We start from the raw sequence: 14,594 nt of genomic DNA, 5'->3' as shown, positions 1-14,594 counted from the left end.
GCGACCGGGCTCAAGGGATGGGTACTCAGTGCATTTTTCATGGGTAGTAGCTTTCTCTGATGGCAACCAAGAACTCCGCGCCTCTGGCCAGTTTCATCGACCTGCTCCTGGACGCCGTGTGCGCCGTGGATGTCGAGGGTCGCTTCGTGTTCGTCAGCGCCGCTTGTGAGCGGGTCTTCGGCTACACCGCCGACGAGCTGATCGGCCGCCCGATGATCGAGCTGGTGCACCCGGCCGATCGTGAACGTACCTTGCAGGCCGCCCGGGAAATCATGGGCGGGGTGCCCAAGCCGAATTTCGAGAACCGCTACGTGCGCAAGGACGGGCGGGTGGCGCATATTCTCTGGTCGGCGCGCTGGTCGGAAGTGGATCAGTTGCGCATCGCCGTGGCCCGCGACATCACCGAGCGCAAGCAGGCGGAATCCCGGCAGGCGGCGCTGTACGCGATTTCCGAGGCGGCCCATGCCACCGAAGACCTGCTGGTGCTGTTCCGGCATGTGCATCGGATCATCGGCGAATGGCTGCCGGCGCTGAACTGTTCCCTGGCGCTCTACGACGAGCGCAGCGCCAGCCTGAGTTTTCCCTATCACGTCGATGACTGCGAGGGCAGCCCGGAACTGCCGGGCACCTTGATCGAACGCTTCTGCGTCGAGGTGCTGCAATGCGGCCAGCCCTTGCTGCTGGCGCCGGAGTGCCCGGTGAACCGGGTGCTCTGGAGCGAGTTCGCGGCTATCCAGGGTTCGCGCTGCTGGCTGGGCGTACCGCTGAATTCGCAAAAGGGCACCATCGGCGTGCTGATGGTCAAGAGCGCCCCGGGCACCGAAAGCTACAGCGAACAGGACCAGGAACTCTTGCAGTACGTCAGCGCGCAGCTGGCCGCGGCCATCGAACGCAAGCAGCTGCATGCACGCCTGCACTACATGGCCGAATACGATCAATTGACTCACCTGCCCAACCGCGAACTGCTGCGCGAGCGCCTGCGTTCAGCCCTGGCCCGGGCCCGGCGCGAGTCGGGGCGCATGGCCCTGCTGTATGTCGACCTGGACAAGTTCAAGGAGGTCAACGACACCTGCGGGCACGCGGTGGGGGACATGCTGCTGCAAGCGGTGGCCAACCGGCTCAAGGGCTGCGTGCGGGAAACCGACACCGTGGCGCGGATCGGCGGCGACGAGTTCGTGATCCTGCTGGAGAGCGTGCAGCACAGCGAGGACGCCCAGCGGGTAGCGGAGAAGATCCGGCGGACGCTGGGCGAGCCGCTGCGCCTGGACGGCCACTCGTTGAACATCCTGCCGAGCATCGGCATCGGCCTGTATCCCGAGCATGGCCTGGAGGAAAAACAGCTGTTCAAGCACGCCGACGAAGCCATGTACGCGGTCAAGCGGGCACAGAAAAGCCGCTCCAACGCCTGAGCCGGCAAGCACCGGATGAAGCCCTGGCCCGGCCGTGCCGGGGTTCACCGTTCGTCGTGCAAGCGAGGGTTTTTCTAAACCTTTGCGCCCCCCACCTTTCCCTATGCAGACGGGAGCCATGGCTTCCGGCAGATCAATTTGCAAGCGGAGAGCCACCTCATGAACCCCATGGCCACAGTCATGCGCGGTGCCGGACTGGCACTGCTCCTGGGCCTTGGCGCCACCAGCGCCCTGGCCCAGTCCCCCGCGGATTTCATCGACGACGCCTCGGCCAAGGGCATGGCCGATATCGAAGCCAGCCGCCTGGCCCACCAGCAGACCTCATCCAAGGCGGTCAAGGAATACACCATCCAAGTGATCAACGACCGCACCACCGCCAACCAGCACCTGGCCAAGATCGCCAAGCAGCTGGACTTGCCGGTCGCCCCCCGGGAACAGGTGATGGACCAGGCCAAGCGCCTGATGCCCCGCGTACCTGAAGCCGAGGGCGAGGACTTCGACCGCGCCTACGCCGCCAGCCAGGTCAAGGCCACCGAAGAAGCCATCGAGCAGATCCAGCAGCAGGCGCAGACCAGCGAGGTGCCGGAGCTCAAGGCATTTGCCGAAGAGACCCTGCCCAAGCTGGAAAACCACCTGCAGATGGCCAAGGCCCTGCAGGCCGGGCGCCGGTCCGACCGGCTGGACGGTTGAGCCCCGCCGTTGCCCCATCCTTGCCCTTTAGTTGGAGAGCACCATGTCGACTCAACCCGTATCCAATCAGTACGCGATGCAGGATCCCCTGACCCAGTACCCCCAGCCGGAATTTCCCGACCAGCCGCAAACGGCGCCGGGCATCGACCAGGACATGATTCCCCGTCCCGACCACGGCGAGCACAGCTATCACGGTTTTGGCCGGTTGCTGGGGCGCAAGGCCCTGATCACCGGCGGCGATTCGGGTATCGGCCGCGCGGCGGCCATTGCCTATGCCCGTGAAGGCGCGGACGTCGCCATCAACTACCTGCCCGAGGAGGAGCGCGACGCCCGCCAGGTGATAGAGCTGATCAAGGCCGCCGGGCGCAAGGCCGTTGCGCTTCCCGGCGATATCAGCGACGAACGTTTCTGCCGCGACCTGGTGCGCCGTGCCCATGAGCAACTGGGTGGGCTGGACATCCTGGTCAACGTGGCGGGCAAGCAGGTGGCGCAGGAGGACATCGCCGACATCAGCACCGCTCAGTTCGACGCCACCTTGAAGACCAACGTGTATGCCTTGTTCTGGATCTGTCAGGCGGCCTTGCCGCTGATGCCGGCTGGCACCACGGTGATCAACACCGCGTCGATCCAGTCCTACCAGCCTTCGGCCAGCCTCCTGGATTACGCCACCACCAAGGCGGCGATCGTGGCTTTCACCAAGGCCCTGGCCAAACAGGTGATCGGGCGGGGGATCCGGGTCAACGCCGTGGCGCCGGGGCCGATCTGGACCGTACTGCAACCCAGTGGTGGCCAGCCTCGGGAAAAGATCCCGCAGTTCGGCCTGCAAACCCCCATGAAGCGTCCGGGGCAGCCGGCCGAATGCGCTCCCCTGTACGTGCTATTGGCGTCGCAGGAATCGAGCTACATCACCGGCGAAGTGTTCGGGGTCACCGGCGGCAACCCTCTGCCCTAGGATGATCGGCGCAGGGGCCTGCCTTCGCCGAGCCGATCTCAGCACTGGTTGAGATCGGTCTTGTCCTGCTGGCTGGAGGTGCTGACGGACAGCTCGGAATCGACGCCCTGGCCGATCTCGCGGTATTCGCGGCGCATCTGCTCCAGCTGCTTGAGGTCCAGCCCGTCCAGGTTGAGCATGGCGTTGTGGGCCGCCTTGGTGGCCCGCAGCAGCTCGTCGATCTTCAAGTGCAGAATGTCGTTGTCGCGGTTCTGGGTGTTCTGGATCAGGAACACCATGAGGAAGGTGATGATGGTGGTGGAGGTATTGATGATCAACTGCCAGGTGTCGTTGAAGTGAAACACCGGCCCGCTGAGCCCCCAGATCAGAATCAGCAACAGCGCGCCGAGAAAGGTTTTCGGGCTGCCGGCCCACATCGACAGCGCTTGCGAGATCTTCGAGAACTTCATGGCCGTGTTCCTTATGGGGAGGTGTCTGAAGGTGTGACAGCAGGGCTCCGGCGAAAGTGCTTTTTTCCAGTGCCCGCTTACACCTCACAACACTCCTTCGCACAATAAAACAGGATTGTGCTGGAGCTGTCGGGGCGCTGGGCTTAACGTGGCCCGGGCCAGGTGCCCCATGGGGCGCCACGACGCTCAAGGAGGCAGCTTATGTCGGCCAGTACCGGTGCTTCGGTCATCGACCTGTATCACCAGGCGCAAGACTATTTCTTCGTTTCCATCTCCCAGTTCTATCGACGTTTCGGCAGTGGCCTGAGTGCCTATTGCACCGGGGTCGAAGCCAGCAGCCTGAACCTGTTGATGATGAATGTCTGCGCCGTCGACGAGCCGGGGGCGTTGGCCGAAGGCGTGGCGTTCCTGCAGCGCACGGGCATGCCGTTCTGTGTGGTGGTGCCCGAGGCGCTGGTGCCCCGGGTCAGCGGGCAATTGCACCAGCAGCATCTGCTGGCGGCGGACAAGACCACCTGCATGGTGCTCGATCTGACGCGCCATGAGCCCCGGCAAGCGCTTGCGGCGCAGGCCCAGGTGCGCTGTAGCGACCTGCGCCTGGAGGATTGGGCGCAGCCCGTGCAGAGTGCATTCGAGTCCGGCGAGGGGGGGATCGAGCAGTACCTGGCCCGGCATCGAGCGGCGCTGTCGGCGGGCCGGGCCCTGAGCCATTTCACCCTGTATGTCGAGGAGCGCCCGGTGAGTGCCCTGACCCTCTCGCTGCTGCCGGGGCTGGCGCGCCTGGATGACATCGGCACCGTGCAGGATTGCCAGGGCCAGGGCTATGCCACGGCGCTGATTCAAGCGGTGCTGGCGTTCGCCCGGGCCAGGGGCGCCAGGACCTGCGTGCTGGAAGCCTCCCTCGATGGCCTGTCGATCTACCGCAAGGCCGGCTTCGAACCGCTGTTCGACTACCGCACCTTCTGCCAGGAATGAGCCCGCCCTAGCGGGCAGCGTTCTGCCGGAACTGGCGCGGGCTGAGCCCGGTCAGGGCCTTGAACTGGCGGCTGAAGGCGCTGTGGTCGGTGTAGCCGCATTGCAGCGCCACCTCGGTGATGGGTTCTTCGGTGAGCAGCAACTGCGAAGCGTGTTCCAGGCGGACCTTGTGGATCATCTGCCGTGGCGTGAGGTGGAAGATGCGCTTGCAGTAGCGCTCCAGCTGGGCAGTGGACAGGCTGGCGATGCGGGTCAGGTCGTCCAGGCGGATGGCCTCGCTGTAGTGCTCGCGGATATGCCGGTCCACCGCTGCCAGGCGTTCATAGGCCGGATGGGTGTCATGGGCGGCCTGCAGGTCCAGGGAGATCCCGGCCATGCCGATGATCTGCCCGTCACGCCCGTACAGCGGCAGTTTGTGGGTCAGGCACCAGCCGGGCTCGCGGCTGCCATACAGATGCAGTTCCAGCTGGCCCTTGATGGTGATGCCCTGGCGTAGCACGCGCTGGTCCTGCTCGGTGTAGACCGGGCCGAGCACCGCCGGGAAGACTTCGGCGGAGGTCTTGCCCAGCAGGGGCCGCACATTCTTGAAACCGCAGCGCTGGGCCAGGGTCAGGTTCGCCACTCGGTAGCGGGCCTGCAGGTCCTTGATGAAGAACACCGCGCTGGGGATGCAGTCCAGCAGCGGGGTGATCGGCGCCATATTGGCCAGCAGGCCATTGAGGTCCCGGGGTGCATGGGCGGCGATGGCCCGGGGCAAGTGGTGCAGCTGTGCGCCATCGATCATCGTCTGCCTCTCTCTATGGGGGCTTGGGGGATGGATCTGGGTCGATAAAGCCAAGGGGTTCAGGGGCCGCCGGTTGCATTGTCGGCGCCGGGGCGTGCCTGCTGGCTGTCGAGCAGCAGCGTGGCGATCCGCGCCGGCACCAGGGGTGCCCGTGGCGGGATGGGTGCCCAGCCGAACAGGCGGTGGGCCGCGCTGGCACAGACCCGGCCCTGGCAGGCGCCCATGCCGCAGCGGCTCTGCAGCTTGGCCTGGGCCCAGTCGGGGGCTGCGGCCACGGCGGCGTAGGGCACATCCTCGCACCGGCACAGCAGAGTATCAGCTCGGGCCAGTTGCAGGACCTGCGGTTGCAGCTCGAAATGCCGCAGCAGGCGCTCGGCAAAATGCTGCCAGTGACGGCGCTGCTGGATCAGTTCGGCGGCCCGGTCTGCCTGCCCGCTGGCCACACAGCCGGCGATCCGGCCTTCGATCAGCGCCAGTTCGCTGCCACCGATGCCCGTGCACTCGCCGGCGGCCAGGACCTGGGGCAGGCTGCTGCGCTGTTGCTGATCGACCGCGATGGCGCCCTGTTCCAGGCGGCAGCCCAGGTGGTTGGCCAGGCGCACATTGGGCACCAGGCCGAAGCCGCAGGCCAGGTAGTCGCAGGGGATTTCCAGGGTGCGCCGGCCCTGGCGGATGCGCACGGCCTGCAGGTGCTGCTCGCCCAGCGCCTCGACCACGTGGGCGTTGCAGCGATAGCTCGGGGTGGCCAGGCTCAGGGCCTGGGCCAGCTTGTTCGGCCAGCGCCACAACTGGGCGGCAAAGCCCAGCAGCGAGGCCGCCGGGGCCTGTTCCAGCACCCGCACCACCCGGCCGCCGGCGCGGCGCGCGGTGGCGGCGCTGGCCAGCAGCAAGGGACCGCTGCCGGCGATCACCAGGGTCTTTCCTGCCACCGCCAGGCCGTTCTTGAGCAGCGCTTGCAGGCCGCCGGCCCCGGTCACCCCGGGCAGGGTCCAGCCGGGGAAGGGCAGCAGCAGTTCCTGGGCGCCACAGCACAGGATCAGTTGTTCGAATTCCACGTGCCAGGCCTGCCGGGCATCTTCGAGCAACAGGCTGTGGGTGCCCAGGGTCGAGATGATGCGGGTGGCACTGAGGTAGCGCACCGCCGGGTGCTGCAGCACCTTGAAGTGCTCGGCCTGGGCGGCGCTGGGCGGATGCTGGGGGCCGTGACGCCAGATCTGGCCGCCGGGGCGCGGGTTGTCATCGACGATCAGGATCGAGCTGGCGCTGTGGCTGGCGGCCTGGGCGGCGGCCAGCCCCGCCGGGCCGCTGCCGACGATGAGGATCTGGCACTGCAGGTGGCTGGCGGTCATTGGCTGCGCTCCACCTGCATGCCGTCCCGGCACAGGGTCTGGCAGGCCAGCTGGCGGCGGCCATCGATGGTCATCCGGCATTCCTGGCAGATGCCCATGCCGCAGAACATGGTCCGCGGCTGGCCACCGCAGGAGGTGCGGGTGCGCGGGTCGGCACTGCCGGCCACGGCGGCGCCCACGCTGAGGCCGTCGGCCACCTGCAGGGCCTGCTGGTCCAGGTAGATGATCATGGCAAGTCTCCAGTCAGGGCGGCGAAGCGCCCGGGCAGATAGGGGCGCGGGTCGAGCGCCGGGCATTCGCCCAGCATCAGGTCCACCAGCAGTCGCGCGCTGCCGGGGGCGGTGGTGACTCCCAGGCCTTCATGCCCGACCGCCAGCCACAGGCCCGGTTGCCGCGGGTGTTCGCCGAGGATCGGCAGGCCATCCGGCGTGGCGGCGCGAAAGCCGGTCCAGGCGCGGATGCCGTTGAGCTCGGCGAGCGCCGGCAGGTAGTCCACGGCGCGCCGCAGCATGGGCGCCAGTACGCTGGGTTCGATGGCCGGATCGAGGGTGTCGAACTGTCGGGACGAGCCGATCAGCAACTGGCCGGTGGGCCGCGGCTGGACATTGAACGCCACCGAGGTGCCGTGGCTGGCGTGGGCGCTGGCGGCGTAACCCAGCTCCACCAGTTGGTGGCCGACCTGTTGCGGGTAGCGGTCGCTGATCAGCAGATGGCCCTTCTTCGGGCGCAGGGGCAGGGCCGGCAACAGTTCCCGGGCAGCGAAGCCGTTGGCCAGCAGCACCCGTTGTGCCCTCAGCACGCGACCGTCGGCGAGCTCCACCTGGTCCCCGGCGACGCTGCGCACCCGGGCTGCCTGGCGCCTGATCAGCGAAGCGTTGCCGAGCAGCCAGTGGGCAGTGGCCGGGGCGTAGAGGATCGCGTCGCCGGGGATCTTCAGCGCACCGGCCAGGCCTTTGCGCAACATCGGTTCCAGGCTCGCCAGCCGGGTGCTGTCCAGCAGCTCGCCGCTGATGCCGTGGTCGGCCAGGGCCTGCTGCTTGGCCCGCGCCAGGTCCCTCTCGTGGTGGTCGGCGGCCAACCACAAGGTGCCGCAGTTCCGGTAGGCGCAGGCCTCGGGCAGGCGTTCGCGCAGCTGCCGCCAGAGGCCGAGGGAGTAGTGACTCAAGGCCAGTTCCGCCGGGTTGTCGTCCATCACCACCAGATGGCCCATGCCGGCCCCGGTGGCACCGCCACGACCATCGTCGAGCACCTGCACCCGCAGGCCGCGCCGGGCCAGCTCATGGGCGCAGGCGGCACCGATGATGCCAGCGCCCACCACTATCACCTCGGCCTCGGCCACCGGCGTCACGAGCCGATGCCCCAGGCGAACGGATCGCTGTCGTCCAGCAGCAGAGTGGCTTCGGCGCTGATGTGGGCATTGCCGCGAAGGATCGGAATCAGTTGCTCGCCGACCTTCTCATAGTGGGCGCTGAACTGGCTGCCGATGACACTGGCCTGGCGCCAGGCCTGGCCCGGGGCGAGCTTGCCGTCCGCCGCCAGGCACGCCAGCTTGGCGCTGGTGCCGGTGCCGCAGGGCGAACGGTCGTAGGCCTTGCCGGGGCAGAGCACGAAGTTGCGGCTGTCGGCCTGCGGGTCGTCGGCGAACAGTTCGATGTGGTCGATGACCCCGCCCTCGGCGCCGGTGATGCCGGCGGCTTCGAGGGCCTGGCGCACGTCCCAGGTGTAGTGGGTCAGGGCTTCGACATTGTCCAGGGCAATGCGCTGGCCGTGGTCGCTGATCAGGAAGAACCAGTTGCCGCCCCAGGCGATGTCGCCGTGCACCTTGCCGTGGCCGGGCAGTTGCAGCATCACCTGGGTGCGGTAGCGGTAGGCGGGGACGTTGCGCACGCTCACCGACAGGTCCTCGTGCAGGGTGGCCTCGACGGTGCCCACCGGGGTTTCGATACGGTGCACGCCCTGGTCGATGCGCCCCAGGTGATACAGCGAGCGCACCAGGCCAATGGTGCCGTGGCCGCACATGCCCAGGTAGCCGCTGTTGTTGAAGAAGATCACTCCGGCACAGGCGTCGCTGGCCTGCGGCTGGCACAGCAGGGCCCCCACCAGCACGTCGCTGCCCCTGGGTTCGAGGACGCAGGCCCGGCGCCACTGGTCGTGCTCGCGCTCCAGGATCTGCAAGCGTTCGGCCATGGAGCCACGGCCCAGGTCGGGAAAGCCGTCGATGACCAGGCGGGTGGGTTCACCCCCGGTGTGGGAGTCGATCACGGTTATTTTTTTCATGAGGGCACCTGAGGGCAAAGAGCTACAGAGTGGCCTTGGCAGGGGCGCTGCCGCTTGTGGGTTTTCGCTGTCGTGGATGACGAAATCGGCACAGTCCGTTCGGCTGTAGAGGCGGTGTGCGAGGAACATGCCGGTGAGCCGCGAGCGCCGGGCAAGTGTGCCGATTTCGTCTCCTTCGGGGGTGAAAAGTCTCAAGCTGCGACGGGGATAAAAGGCGACTCTGGATTTCGTATCCAACGCCTGTCGGCCCGGCCGACCTCATACAAGGACAAGACCATGAGCCGTAAAACCATCCAGTGGAGCGGTGTGTTCCCCGCAGTGACCACTCAGTTCAACGCCGATTTTTCCCTGAACCTGCAAGCCACCCACAAGGTCATGCGCAGCCTGGTGGACGATGGCGTCTCGGGGCTGGTGGTGTGCGGCACCGTGGGGGAGAACACCTCGTTGACCACCGCGGAAAAACTCGCGGTGATCGAAGTGGCCAAGGACGCCGCCGGCGGCCGGGTGCCGGTGATTGCCGGGGTGGCCGAATTCACCACCGAGTTTGCCCGCAACACTGTGCGCGAGGCCGCCAGGGCCGGGGCCGACGGGGTGATGGTGATGCCCGCCCTGGTGTACTCGGCCAAGCCCCATGAGACCGCCGCGCATTTTCGCGCCGTGGCCACCGGCACCGACCTGCCGGTGATGGTCTACAACAACCCGCCCATCTACAAGAACGACGTCACCCCCGACGTACTGATCGCCCTGCAGGACTGCGAGAACATCGTCTGCTTCAAGGATTCCTCCGGCGATACCCGGCGCTTCATCGACCTGCGCAATGCCGTCGGCGACCGCTTCGTGCTGTTCGCCGGGCTCGATGACGTGGTGGTGGAAAGCGTTGCGGTGGGCGCCGAGGGCTGGGTCTCCGGGATGTCCGTGGCCTTCCCCAAGGAGGGCGAGACGCTGTTCCGCCTGGCCAAGGAAAAGCGCTTCGAGGAAGCCCTGGCCCTGTACCGCTGGTTCATGCCGCTGCTGCACCTGGATGCCCGTCCGGACCTGGTGCAGTGCATCAAGCTCTGCGAGGAACTGGTAGGGCGTGGTTCGTCCATTACCCGGCCGCCGCGCTTGCCACTGCAAGGCGAGACCCTGGCCGAGGTCAAGGCGATTGTCGCCAAGGCCCTGGCCACGCGCCCGAGCCTGCCCAACGTCGGCTTGTAAGGCGTTCACGGGCGCCCAGGGTGAAGGGCGCCCGCTTCCAAACAACAGCTCCGGGAGGCCACGAGGCACAGCCCGGGTGCAGTGCTGCAAGCGTCGGACGGCCCCGCCGACGTGACATTCCATCTGCCCATTCCAATAATCCAAAACAGGCGCAGCCCCATGTCAGGCAAAGGCAAATTCAAGAAACAACTCTCTCTGGTGGACCTGACCTTTATCGGTCTGGGTGCGATTTTCGGTTCCGGCTGGCTGTTCGCTGCCAGCCACGTTTCGGCGATTGCCGGGCCGGCGGGGATCTTTTCCTGGCTGCTGGGCGGCTTTGCCGTACTGCTGCTGGGCATCGTCTACTGCGAGCTGGGGGCAGCCCTGCCCCGGGCCGGCGGGGTAGTGCGCTATCCGGTGTTTTCCCACGGGCCGCTGCTGGGCTACCTGATGGGGTTCATCACCCTGATCGCCTTTTCCAGCCTGGTGGCGATTGAAGTGGTGGCGGCCCGGCAGTACGCCGCGGCCTGGTTCCCGGCGCTGACCCACGAGGGCTCGAGCAACCCGACGATCATCGGCTGGCTGGTGCAGTTCGCCCTGTTGTGCCTGTTCTTCTGGCTCAACTACTACAGCGTCAAGACCTTCGCCAAATCCAACAACTTCATCAGCCTGTTCAAGTTCATCGTGCCGCTGCTGGTGATCGGGGTGCTGTTCACCTTCTTCAAGCCCGATAACTTCCATGTCCAGGGCTTTGCGCCGTTCGGTCTCTCGGGGATCGAGATGGCGGTCTCGGCGGGGGGCATCATCTTTGCCTACCTGGGGCTGACCCCGATCATTTCCGTGGCCAGCGAAGTGCGCAATCCGCAGCGCACCATTCCCATTGCCCTGATCCTTTCGGTGCTGCTCTCGACCCTGATCTATGGCCTGCTGCAACTGGCGTTCCTGGGCAGTATTCCCACGGAAATGCTGGCCAACGGCTGGAGCGGCATCAGCAAGGAGTTCTCTCTGCCGTACCGCGATATCGCCCTGACGCTCGGGGTCGGCTGGCTGGCCTACCTGGTGGTAGCCGACGCGGTGATCTCCCCCAGCGGCTGCGGCAACATCTACATGAATGCCACACCGCGGGTGGTCTACGGCTGGGCCCGCACCGGGACCTTTTTCAAGATCTTCACCCGCATCGACGAAGAGTCCGGCATTCCGCGTCCGGCGCTGTGGCTGACCTTCGGCCTGTCGGTGTTCTGGACCTTGCCGTTCCCTTCCTGGGAAGCCCTGATCAATGTGGTCTCGGCAGCCCTGGTACTGAGCTATGCAGTGGCGCCCATCAGTGTCGCGGCCTTGCGCAAGAGCGCGCCGGAGTTGGCGCGGCCGTTCCGCGTGCGTGGTTTTACCCTGCTGGGGCCGGTGTCCTTCGTGATCGCGGCGCTGATCGTCTACTGGTCGGGCTGGGGCACGGTGTCCTGGCTGCTGGGGCTGCAGATCCTGATGTTCGTGATCTACCTGTTGTGCAAGCGCCTGGTGCCCACCGATCACTTGAGCCTTGGCGAACAGGTGCGTTCGTCCCTGTGGCTGATCGCGTTCTATGCCCTGACCATCGTCATTTCCTACCTGGGCAGCTTCGGCGGCATCGGCGCCCTGGCTCACCCCTTCGACACCCTGACCGTCACCCTCATGGCCCTGTGTATCTACTACTGGGGCGCCAACACCGGCGTGCCCGGCGCCAAGCTGGTGCTGGACGGCGATGAGGTGGAATGAGGGTGCCCACTTTCAAGCAGACGAGGCAAACCATGACTGTTACTGGACAGATGCTGATCGGCCAGCAAGCTACCTTGGGCACCCACGGGCATATCCATGGGCTGAACGCGGCCACCGGCCAGGTGCTGCAACCGGCTTTTGGCGGGGCCGCACCGGCCGACCTGGAGCGTGCCTGTGCCCTGGCCCAGGCGGCGTTCGAGCCTTATCGGCTGTTGCCGCTGGAGCGGCGGGCGGCGTTTCTGGAGAGTATCGCCAGCCAGATTCTTGAGCTGGGGGATGAACTGATCGAGCGTTGCCTGCTGGAAACCGGCCTGCCCCGTGCCCGCCTGGAAGGCGAGCGCGGGCGCACTGTTGGCCAGTTGCGGCTGTTTGCCGCGGTGGTGCGCAAGGGCGGGTTTCTCGGGGTGCGGATCGACCCGGCGCAGCCCGGGCGCCAGCCTTTGCCCAGGGTCGACCTGCGCTTGCGGCAGATTGGTCTGGGGCCGGTGGTGGTGTTCGGTGCGTCGAACTTTCCTTTGGCCTTTTCCGTGGCTGGCGGCGATACCGCATCGGCCCTGGCGGCGGGCTGCCCGGTGATCGTCAAGGCGCACTCGGCCCACCCCGGCACCTCGGAGCTGGTGGCCCAGGCCATCGCCCGGGCGGCACGGCAGCAGGGAATGCCCGAAGGGGTGTTTTCACTGTTGTTCGACAGTGGCCGGGATATCGGCCAGGGGTTGGTGGCGGACTCGCGGATCAAGGCCGTGGGTTTCACCGGCTCGCGCAGCGGCGGGATGGCCCTGATGCAGATCGCCGCAGCGCGCGCCGAGCCGATCCCGGTGTATGCGGAGATGAGTTCGATCAATCCAGTGCTGCTGTTGCCCCATGCCCTTGAGGAGCGCGGCGAGCAGATCGCCCCGGCGTTTGTCGCCTCGCTGACCCAGGGCGCCGGGCAGTTCTGCACCAACCCGGGGTTGATCCTGGCCGTCGATGGGCCGGCGTTGCAGCGTTTTGAGCGGGCCGCCGCCGAGGCCCTCGGCCACGTGGCGGCGCAGACCATGCTCACGCCGGGCATTTACCGCAGCTACTGCCAAGGCGTGGCCAGCCTCGCGGCGCATGCCCGGGTGCAGCTCCTGGCCCAGGGCCCGGAAGGGCAGGGCCAGCAGGCGCGCGGGGCATTGTTCGCCACCTCGGCCGCGGCGTTCATGGCGTGCCCCGAGTTGCGCGGGGAGATCTTTGGCCCGGCCTCGCTGATTGTCCGCTGCGCCGACTTGACTGTCCTGCAACAGGTACTGCGCAGCCTGGAGGGCCAGCTGACCATTGCCATTCACCTGGGCGAGGGCGATCAGCCGCAGGTGCGGGCGCTGCTGCCGCTGCTGGAGAGCAAGGCCGGGCGCCTGCTGGCCAACGGTTTCGGCACCGGTGTCGAAGTGGCCCATGCCATGGTCCATGGCGGGCCGTTCCCGGCCACTTCCGACAGCCGCAGCACTTCCGTGGGCAGCCTGGCGATCCAGCGCTTCCTGCGCCCGGTGTCCTACCAGGACCTGCCCGAGTCGCTGTTGCCGGCTGAACTGCACAGCGCCAATCCGTTGCAAGTGCCGCAGCTGCTCGACGGCCAGGGCCCGGGCTGACCCGAGGCGCGCCTGCTCTCCTCGGGAGTGCCGGCGCGCCTGCTCATCCTTCTTGCCTTACCTATCCGCAAACTCTCCCACAGGAGCGTTCCCCACCTGCCATAGAGGTTCCTGCATGTCTGAATACATCACCCTGTCACTGGATGAAGTCTGTGCCCTGTCCTATCAGGTCCTCACTCGCCACGGCCTGTCCGACGCCCATGCCCGGGCGATCGCCGAAGTCATCACCCAGGGCCAGCGTGACGAGTGCCACTCCCATGGGGTGTATCGTCTGCTGGGCTGCGTACGTTCGGTGCGCGAGGGCCGGATAGACCCCCGGGCCGAACCCAGCCTGCGGCATGTTTCTCCCGGGGTGCTGGAGGTGGATGCCCATTACGGCTACTCCCTGCTGGGTTTTCATACCGGTTTGCCGATCCTTGCGGAAAAGGCCCGCAGCCAGGGCATCGCCGCCATGGTGATCAAGCGCTGCTTCCACTTTTCCGCGCTGTGGCCGGAGGTCGAGGCGATTGCCGACTACGGCCTTGTGGGGATGGCGATGAACCCCAGCCATAGCTGGGTGGCCCCGGCGGGCGGGCGTCATCCGGTGTTCGGCACCAACCCCCTGGCCTTTGCCTGGCCGCGCCCGGGGGGCCAGCCTTTTGTCTTTGACTTCGCCACCAGTGCCATTGCCCGGGGGGATATCGAACTGCATGCACGCCAGGGCAAGCCGATTCCCGAGCACTGGGCCATCGACGCCGATGGCCAGCCCACCACTGATGCCAAGGCGGCGTTGCAGGGCGCCATGCAGACGTTCGGCGGGCACAAGGGTTCGGCCCTGGCGGCGATGATCGAGTTGCTGGCCGGTGCCCTGATCGGCGACCTGACCAGTGCCGAGTCCATGGCCTTCGATGGAGGCGTGGGGGCTACGCCCTGCCATGGGGAACTGGTGCTGGCGTTCGATCCCAGGGTGTTTTTGGGGGAGGGCTATGCGCAGGGGCTGGAACGGGCGGAAGGGTTGTTCGCGGCGATTGCCCGACAGGGCGCACGGCTGCCGTCACAGCGGCGTTTTGCGGCCCGGGCCCGCAGCCTGGAGCACGGAGTGCAGATTCCCCGAGGGCTGCTGGAGGATATTCGCGGGTTGCTCTGAGGCCTGTTCACCGGCAGACGGCTCCTGCGGATGAGTGCAGGAGCCGGC

General features: G+C 66.8%; 14 protein-coding genes. 8 read left to right on the top strand and 6 right to left on the bottom strand.

The window, feature by feature from the left end; translation table 11 throughout:
* The first annotated feature begins 59 nt into the window (after positions 1–59).
* The 3 genes from ACUXVH_RS16960 (at position 60) to ACUXVH_RS16950 (ending at position 3,051) form a co-directional block, all read left to right on the top strand.
* Positions 60–1,409: a sensor domain-containing protein gene (locus ACUXVH_RS16960; RefSeq protein ID WP_011059745.1), complete on the top strand. Its 1,350-nt coding sequence runs from the start codon at positions 60–62 to the stop codon at positions 1,407–1,409.
* Between the two features lie 159 nt (positions 1,410–1,568).
* A complete protein-coding gene (locus ACUXVH_RS16955) occupies positions 1,569–2,099 on the top strand; it encodes a DUF4142 domain-containing protein (RefSeq protein WP_011059746.1) in 531 nt (176 codons plus the stop codon).
* Positions 2,100–2,142: 43 nt separating this feature from the next.
* Entirely contained in the window at positions 2,143–3,051 is a 909-nt protein-coding gene (locus ACUXVH_RS16950; protein ID WP_065364420.1) for an SDR family oxidoreductase, read from the top strand.
* Between the two features lie 38 nt (positions 3,052–3,089).
* Here the strand turns inward: ACUXVH_RS16950 and ACUXVH_RS16945 are convergent, their stop codons facing one another.
* Positions 3,090–3,500 carry a low affinity iron permease family protein gene (locus tag ACUXVH_RS16945; RefSeq protein ID WP_065364419.1) on the bottom strand — a complete coding sequence of 137 codons (411 nt, stop codon included), beginning with the start codon at positions 3,498–3,500 and terminating at the stop codon, positions 3,090–3,092.
* Between the two features lie 201 nt (positions 3,501–3,701).
* On the opposite strand from ACUXVH_RS16945, the gene ACUXVH_RS16940 reads away from it, so the two are divergent.
* Entirely contained in the window at positions 3,702–4,475 is a 774-nt protein-coding gene (locus ACUXVH_RS16940; RefSeq protein WP_019096079.1) for a GNAT family N-acetyltransferase, read from the top strand.
* A 7-nt stretch (positions 4,476–4,482) separates the two neighbouring features.
* Here the strand turns inward: ACUXVH_RS16940 and ACUXVH_RS16935 are convergent, their stop codons facing one another.
* Genes ACUXVH_RS16935 through ACUXVH_RS16915 form a run of 5 tightly spaced genes read right to left on the bottom strand, consistent with a single transcriptional unit; the run spans position 4,483 to position 8,885 of the window.
* On the bottom strand, positions 4,483–5,259 hold the full coding sequence (locus ACUXVH_RS16935; RefSeq protein WP_011059750.1) for an AraC family transcriptional regulator: 777 nt from the start codon (positions 5,257–5,259) through the stop codon (positions 4,483–4,485).
* Positions 5,260–5,318: 59 nt separating this feature from the next.
* The gene (locus tag ACUXVH_RS16930) at positions 5,319–6,608 is read right to left on the bottom strand and encodes an NAD(P)/FAD-dependent oxidoreductase (RefSeq protein WP_065364418.1); all 1,290 of its coding nucleotides are present in this window, start codon (positions 6,606–6,608) and stop codon (positions 5,319–5,321) included.
* Positions 6,605–6,838, bottom strand: coding sequence for a 2Fe-2S iron-sulfur cluster-binding protein (locus ACUXVH_RS16925; RefSeq protein ID WP_065364417.1), 234 nt, complete (start codon positions 6,836–6,838; stop codon positions 6,605–6,607). Before ACUXVH_RS16925 ends, ACUXVH_RS16930 begins: the two co-directional genes overlap by 4 nt.
* Positions 6,835–7,956, bottom strand: coding sequence for an NAD(P)/FAD-dependent oxidoreductase (locus tag ACUXVH_RS16920; protein ID WP_065364416.1), 1,122 nt, complete (start codon positions 7,954–7,956; stop codon positions 6,835–6,837). The genes ACUXVH_RS16925 and ACUXVH_RS16920 overlap by 4 nt, the downstream gene beginning before the upstream one ends.
* Positions 7,953–8,885, bottom strand: a complete 933-nt coding sequence (locus tag ACUXVH_RS16915; RefSeq protein ID WP_065364415.1) for a 4-hydroxyproline epimerase — start codon at positions 8,883–8,885, stop codon at positions 7,953–7,955. Before ACUXVH_RS16915 ends, ACUXVH_RS16920 begins: the two co-directional genes overlap by 4 nt.
* 276 nt (positions 8,886–9,161) lie before the next feature.
* Between ACUXVH_RS16915 and ACUXVH_RS16910 the strand changes: the two genes are divergently transcribed.
* From ACUXVH_RS16910 to ACUXVH_RS16895, 4 genes are all read left to right on the top strand, one after another.
* A complete protein-coding gene (locus tag ACUXVH_RS16910; RefSeq protein ID WP_065364414.1) occupies positions 9,162–10,082 on the top strand; it encodes a dihydrodipicolinate synthase family protein in 921 nt (306 codons plus the stop codon).
* Positions 10,083–10,241: 159 nt separating this feature from the next.
* Positions 10,242–11,813, top strand: coding sequence for an APC family permease (locus ACUXVH_RS16905; protein ID WP_065364413.1), 1,572 nt, complete (start codon positions 10,242–10,244; stop codon positions 11,811–11,813).
* A 32-nt stretch (positions 11,814–11,845) separates the two neighbouring features.
* Positions 11,846–13,420, top strand: coding sequence for an aldehyde dehydrogenase (NADP(+)) (locus ACUXVH_RS16900; RefSeq protein ID WP_065364412.1), 1,575 nt, complete (start codon positions 11,846–11,848; stop codon positions 13,418–13,420).
* Between the two features lie 115 nt (positions 13,421–13,535).
* A complete protein-coding gene (locus tag ACUXVH_RS16895) occupies positions 13,536–14,546 on the top strand; it encodes an Ldh family oxidoreductase (RefSeq protein ID WP_065364411.1) in 1,011 nt (336 codons plus the stop codon).
* Positions 14,547–14,594: the final 48 nt, after the last annotated feature.

It is taken from the genome of Pseudomonas sp. 8(2025) (genome assembly GCF_052665325.1).
The sequence above is the reverse complement of the archived record's forward strand: the minus strand, read 5'-3'. Positions and strand labels throughout refer to the sequence as shown.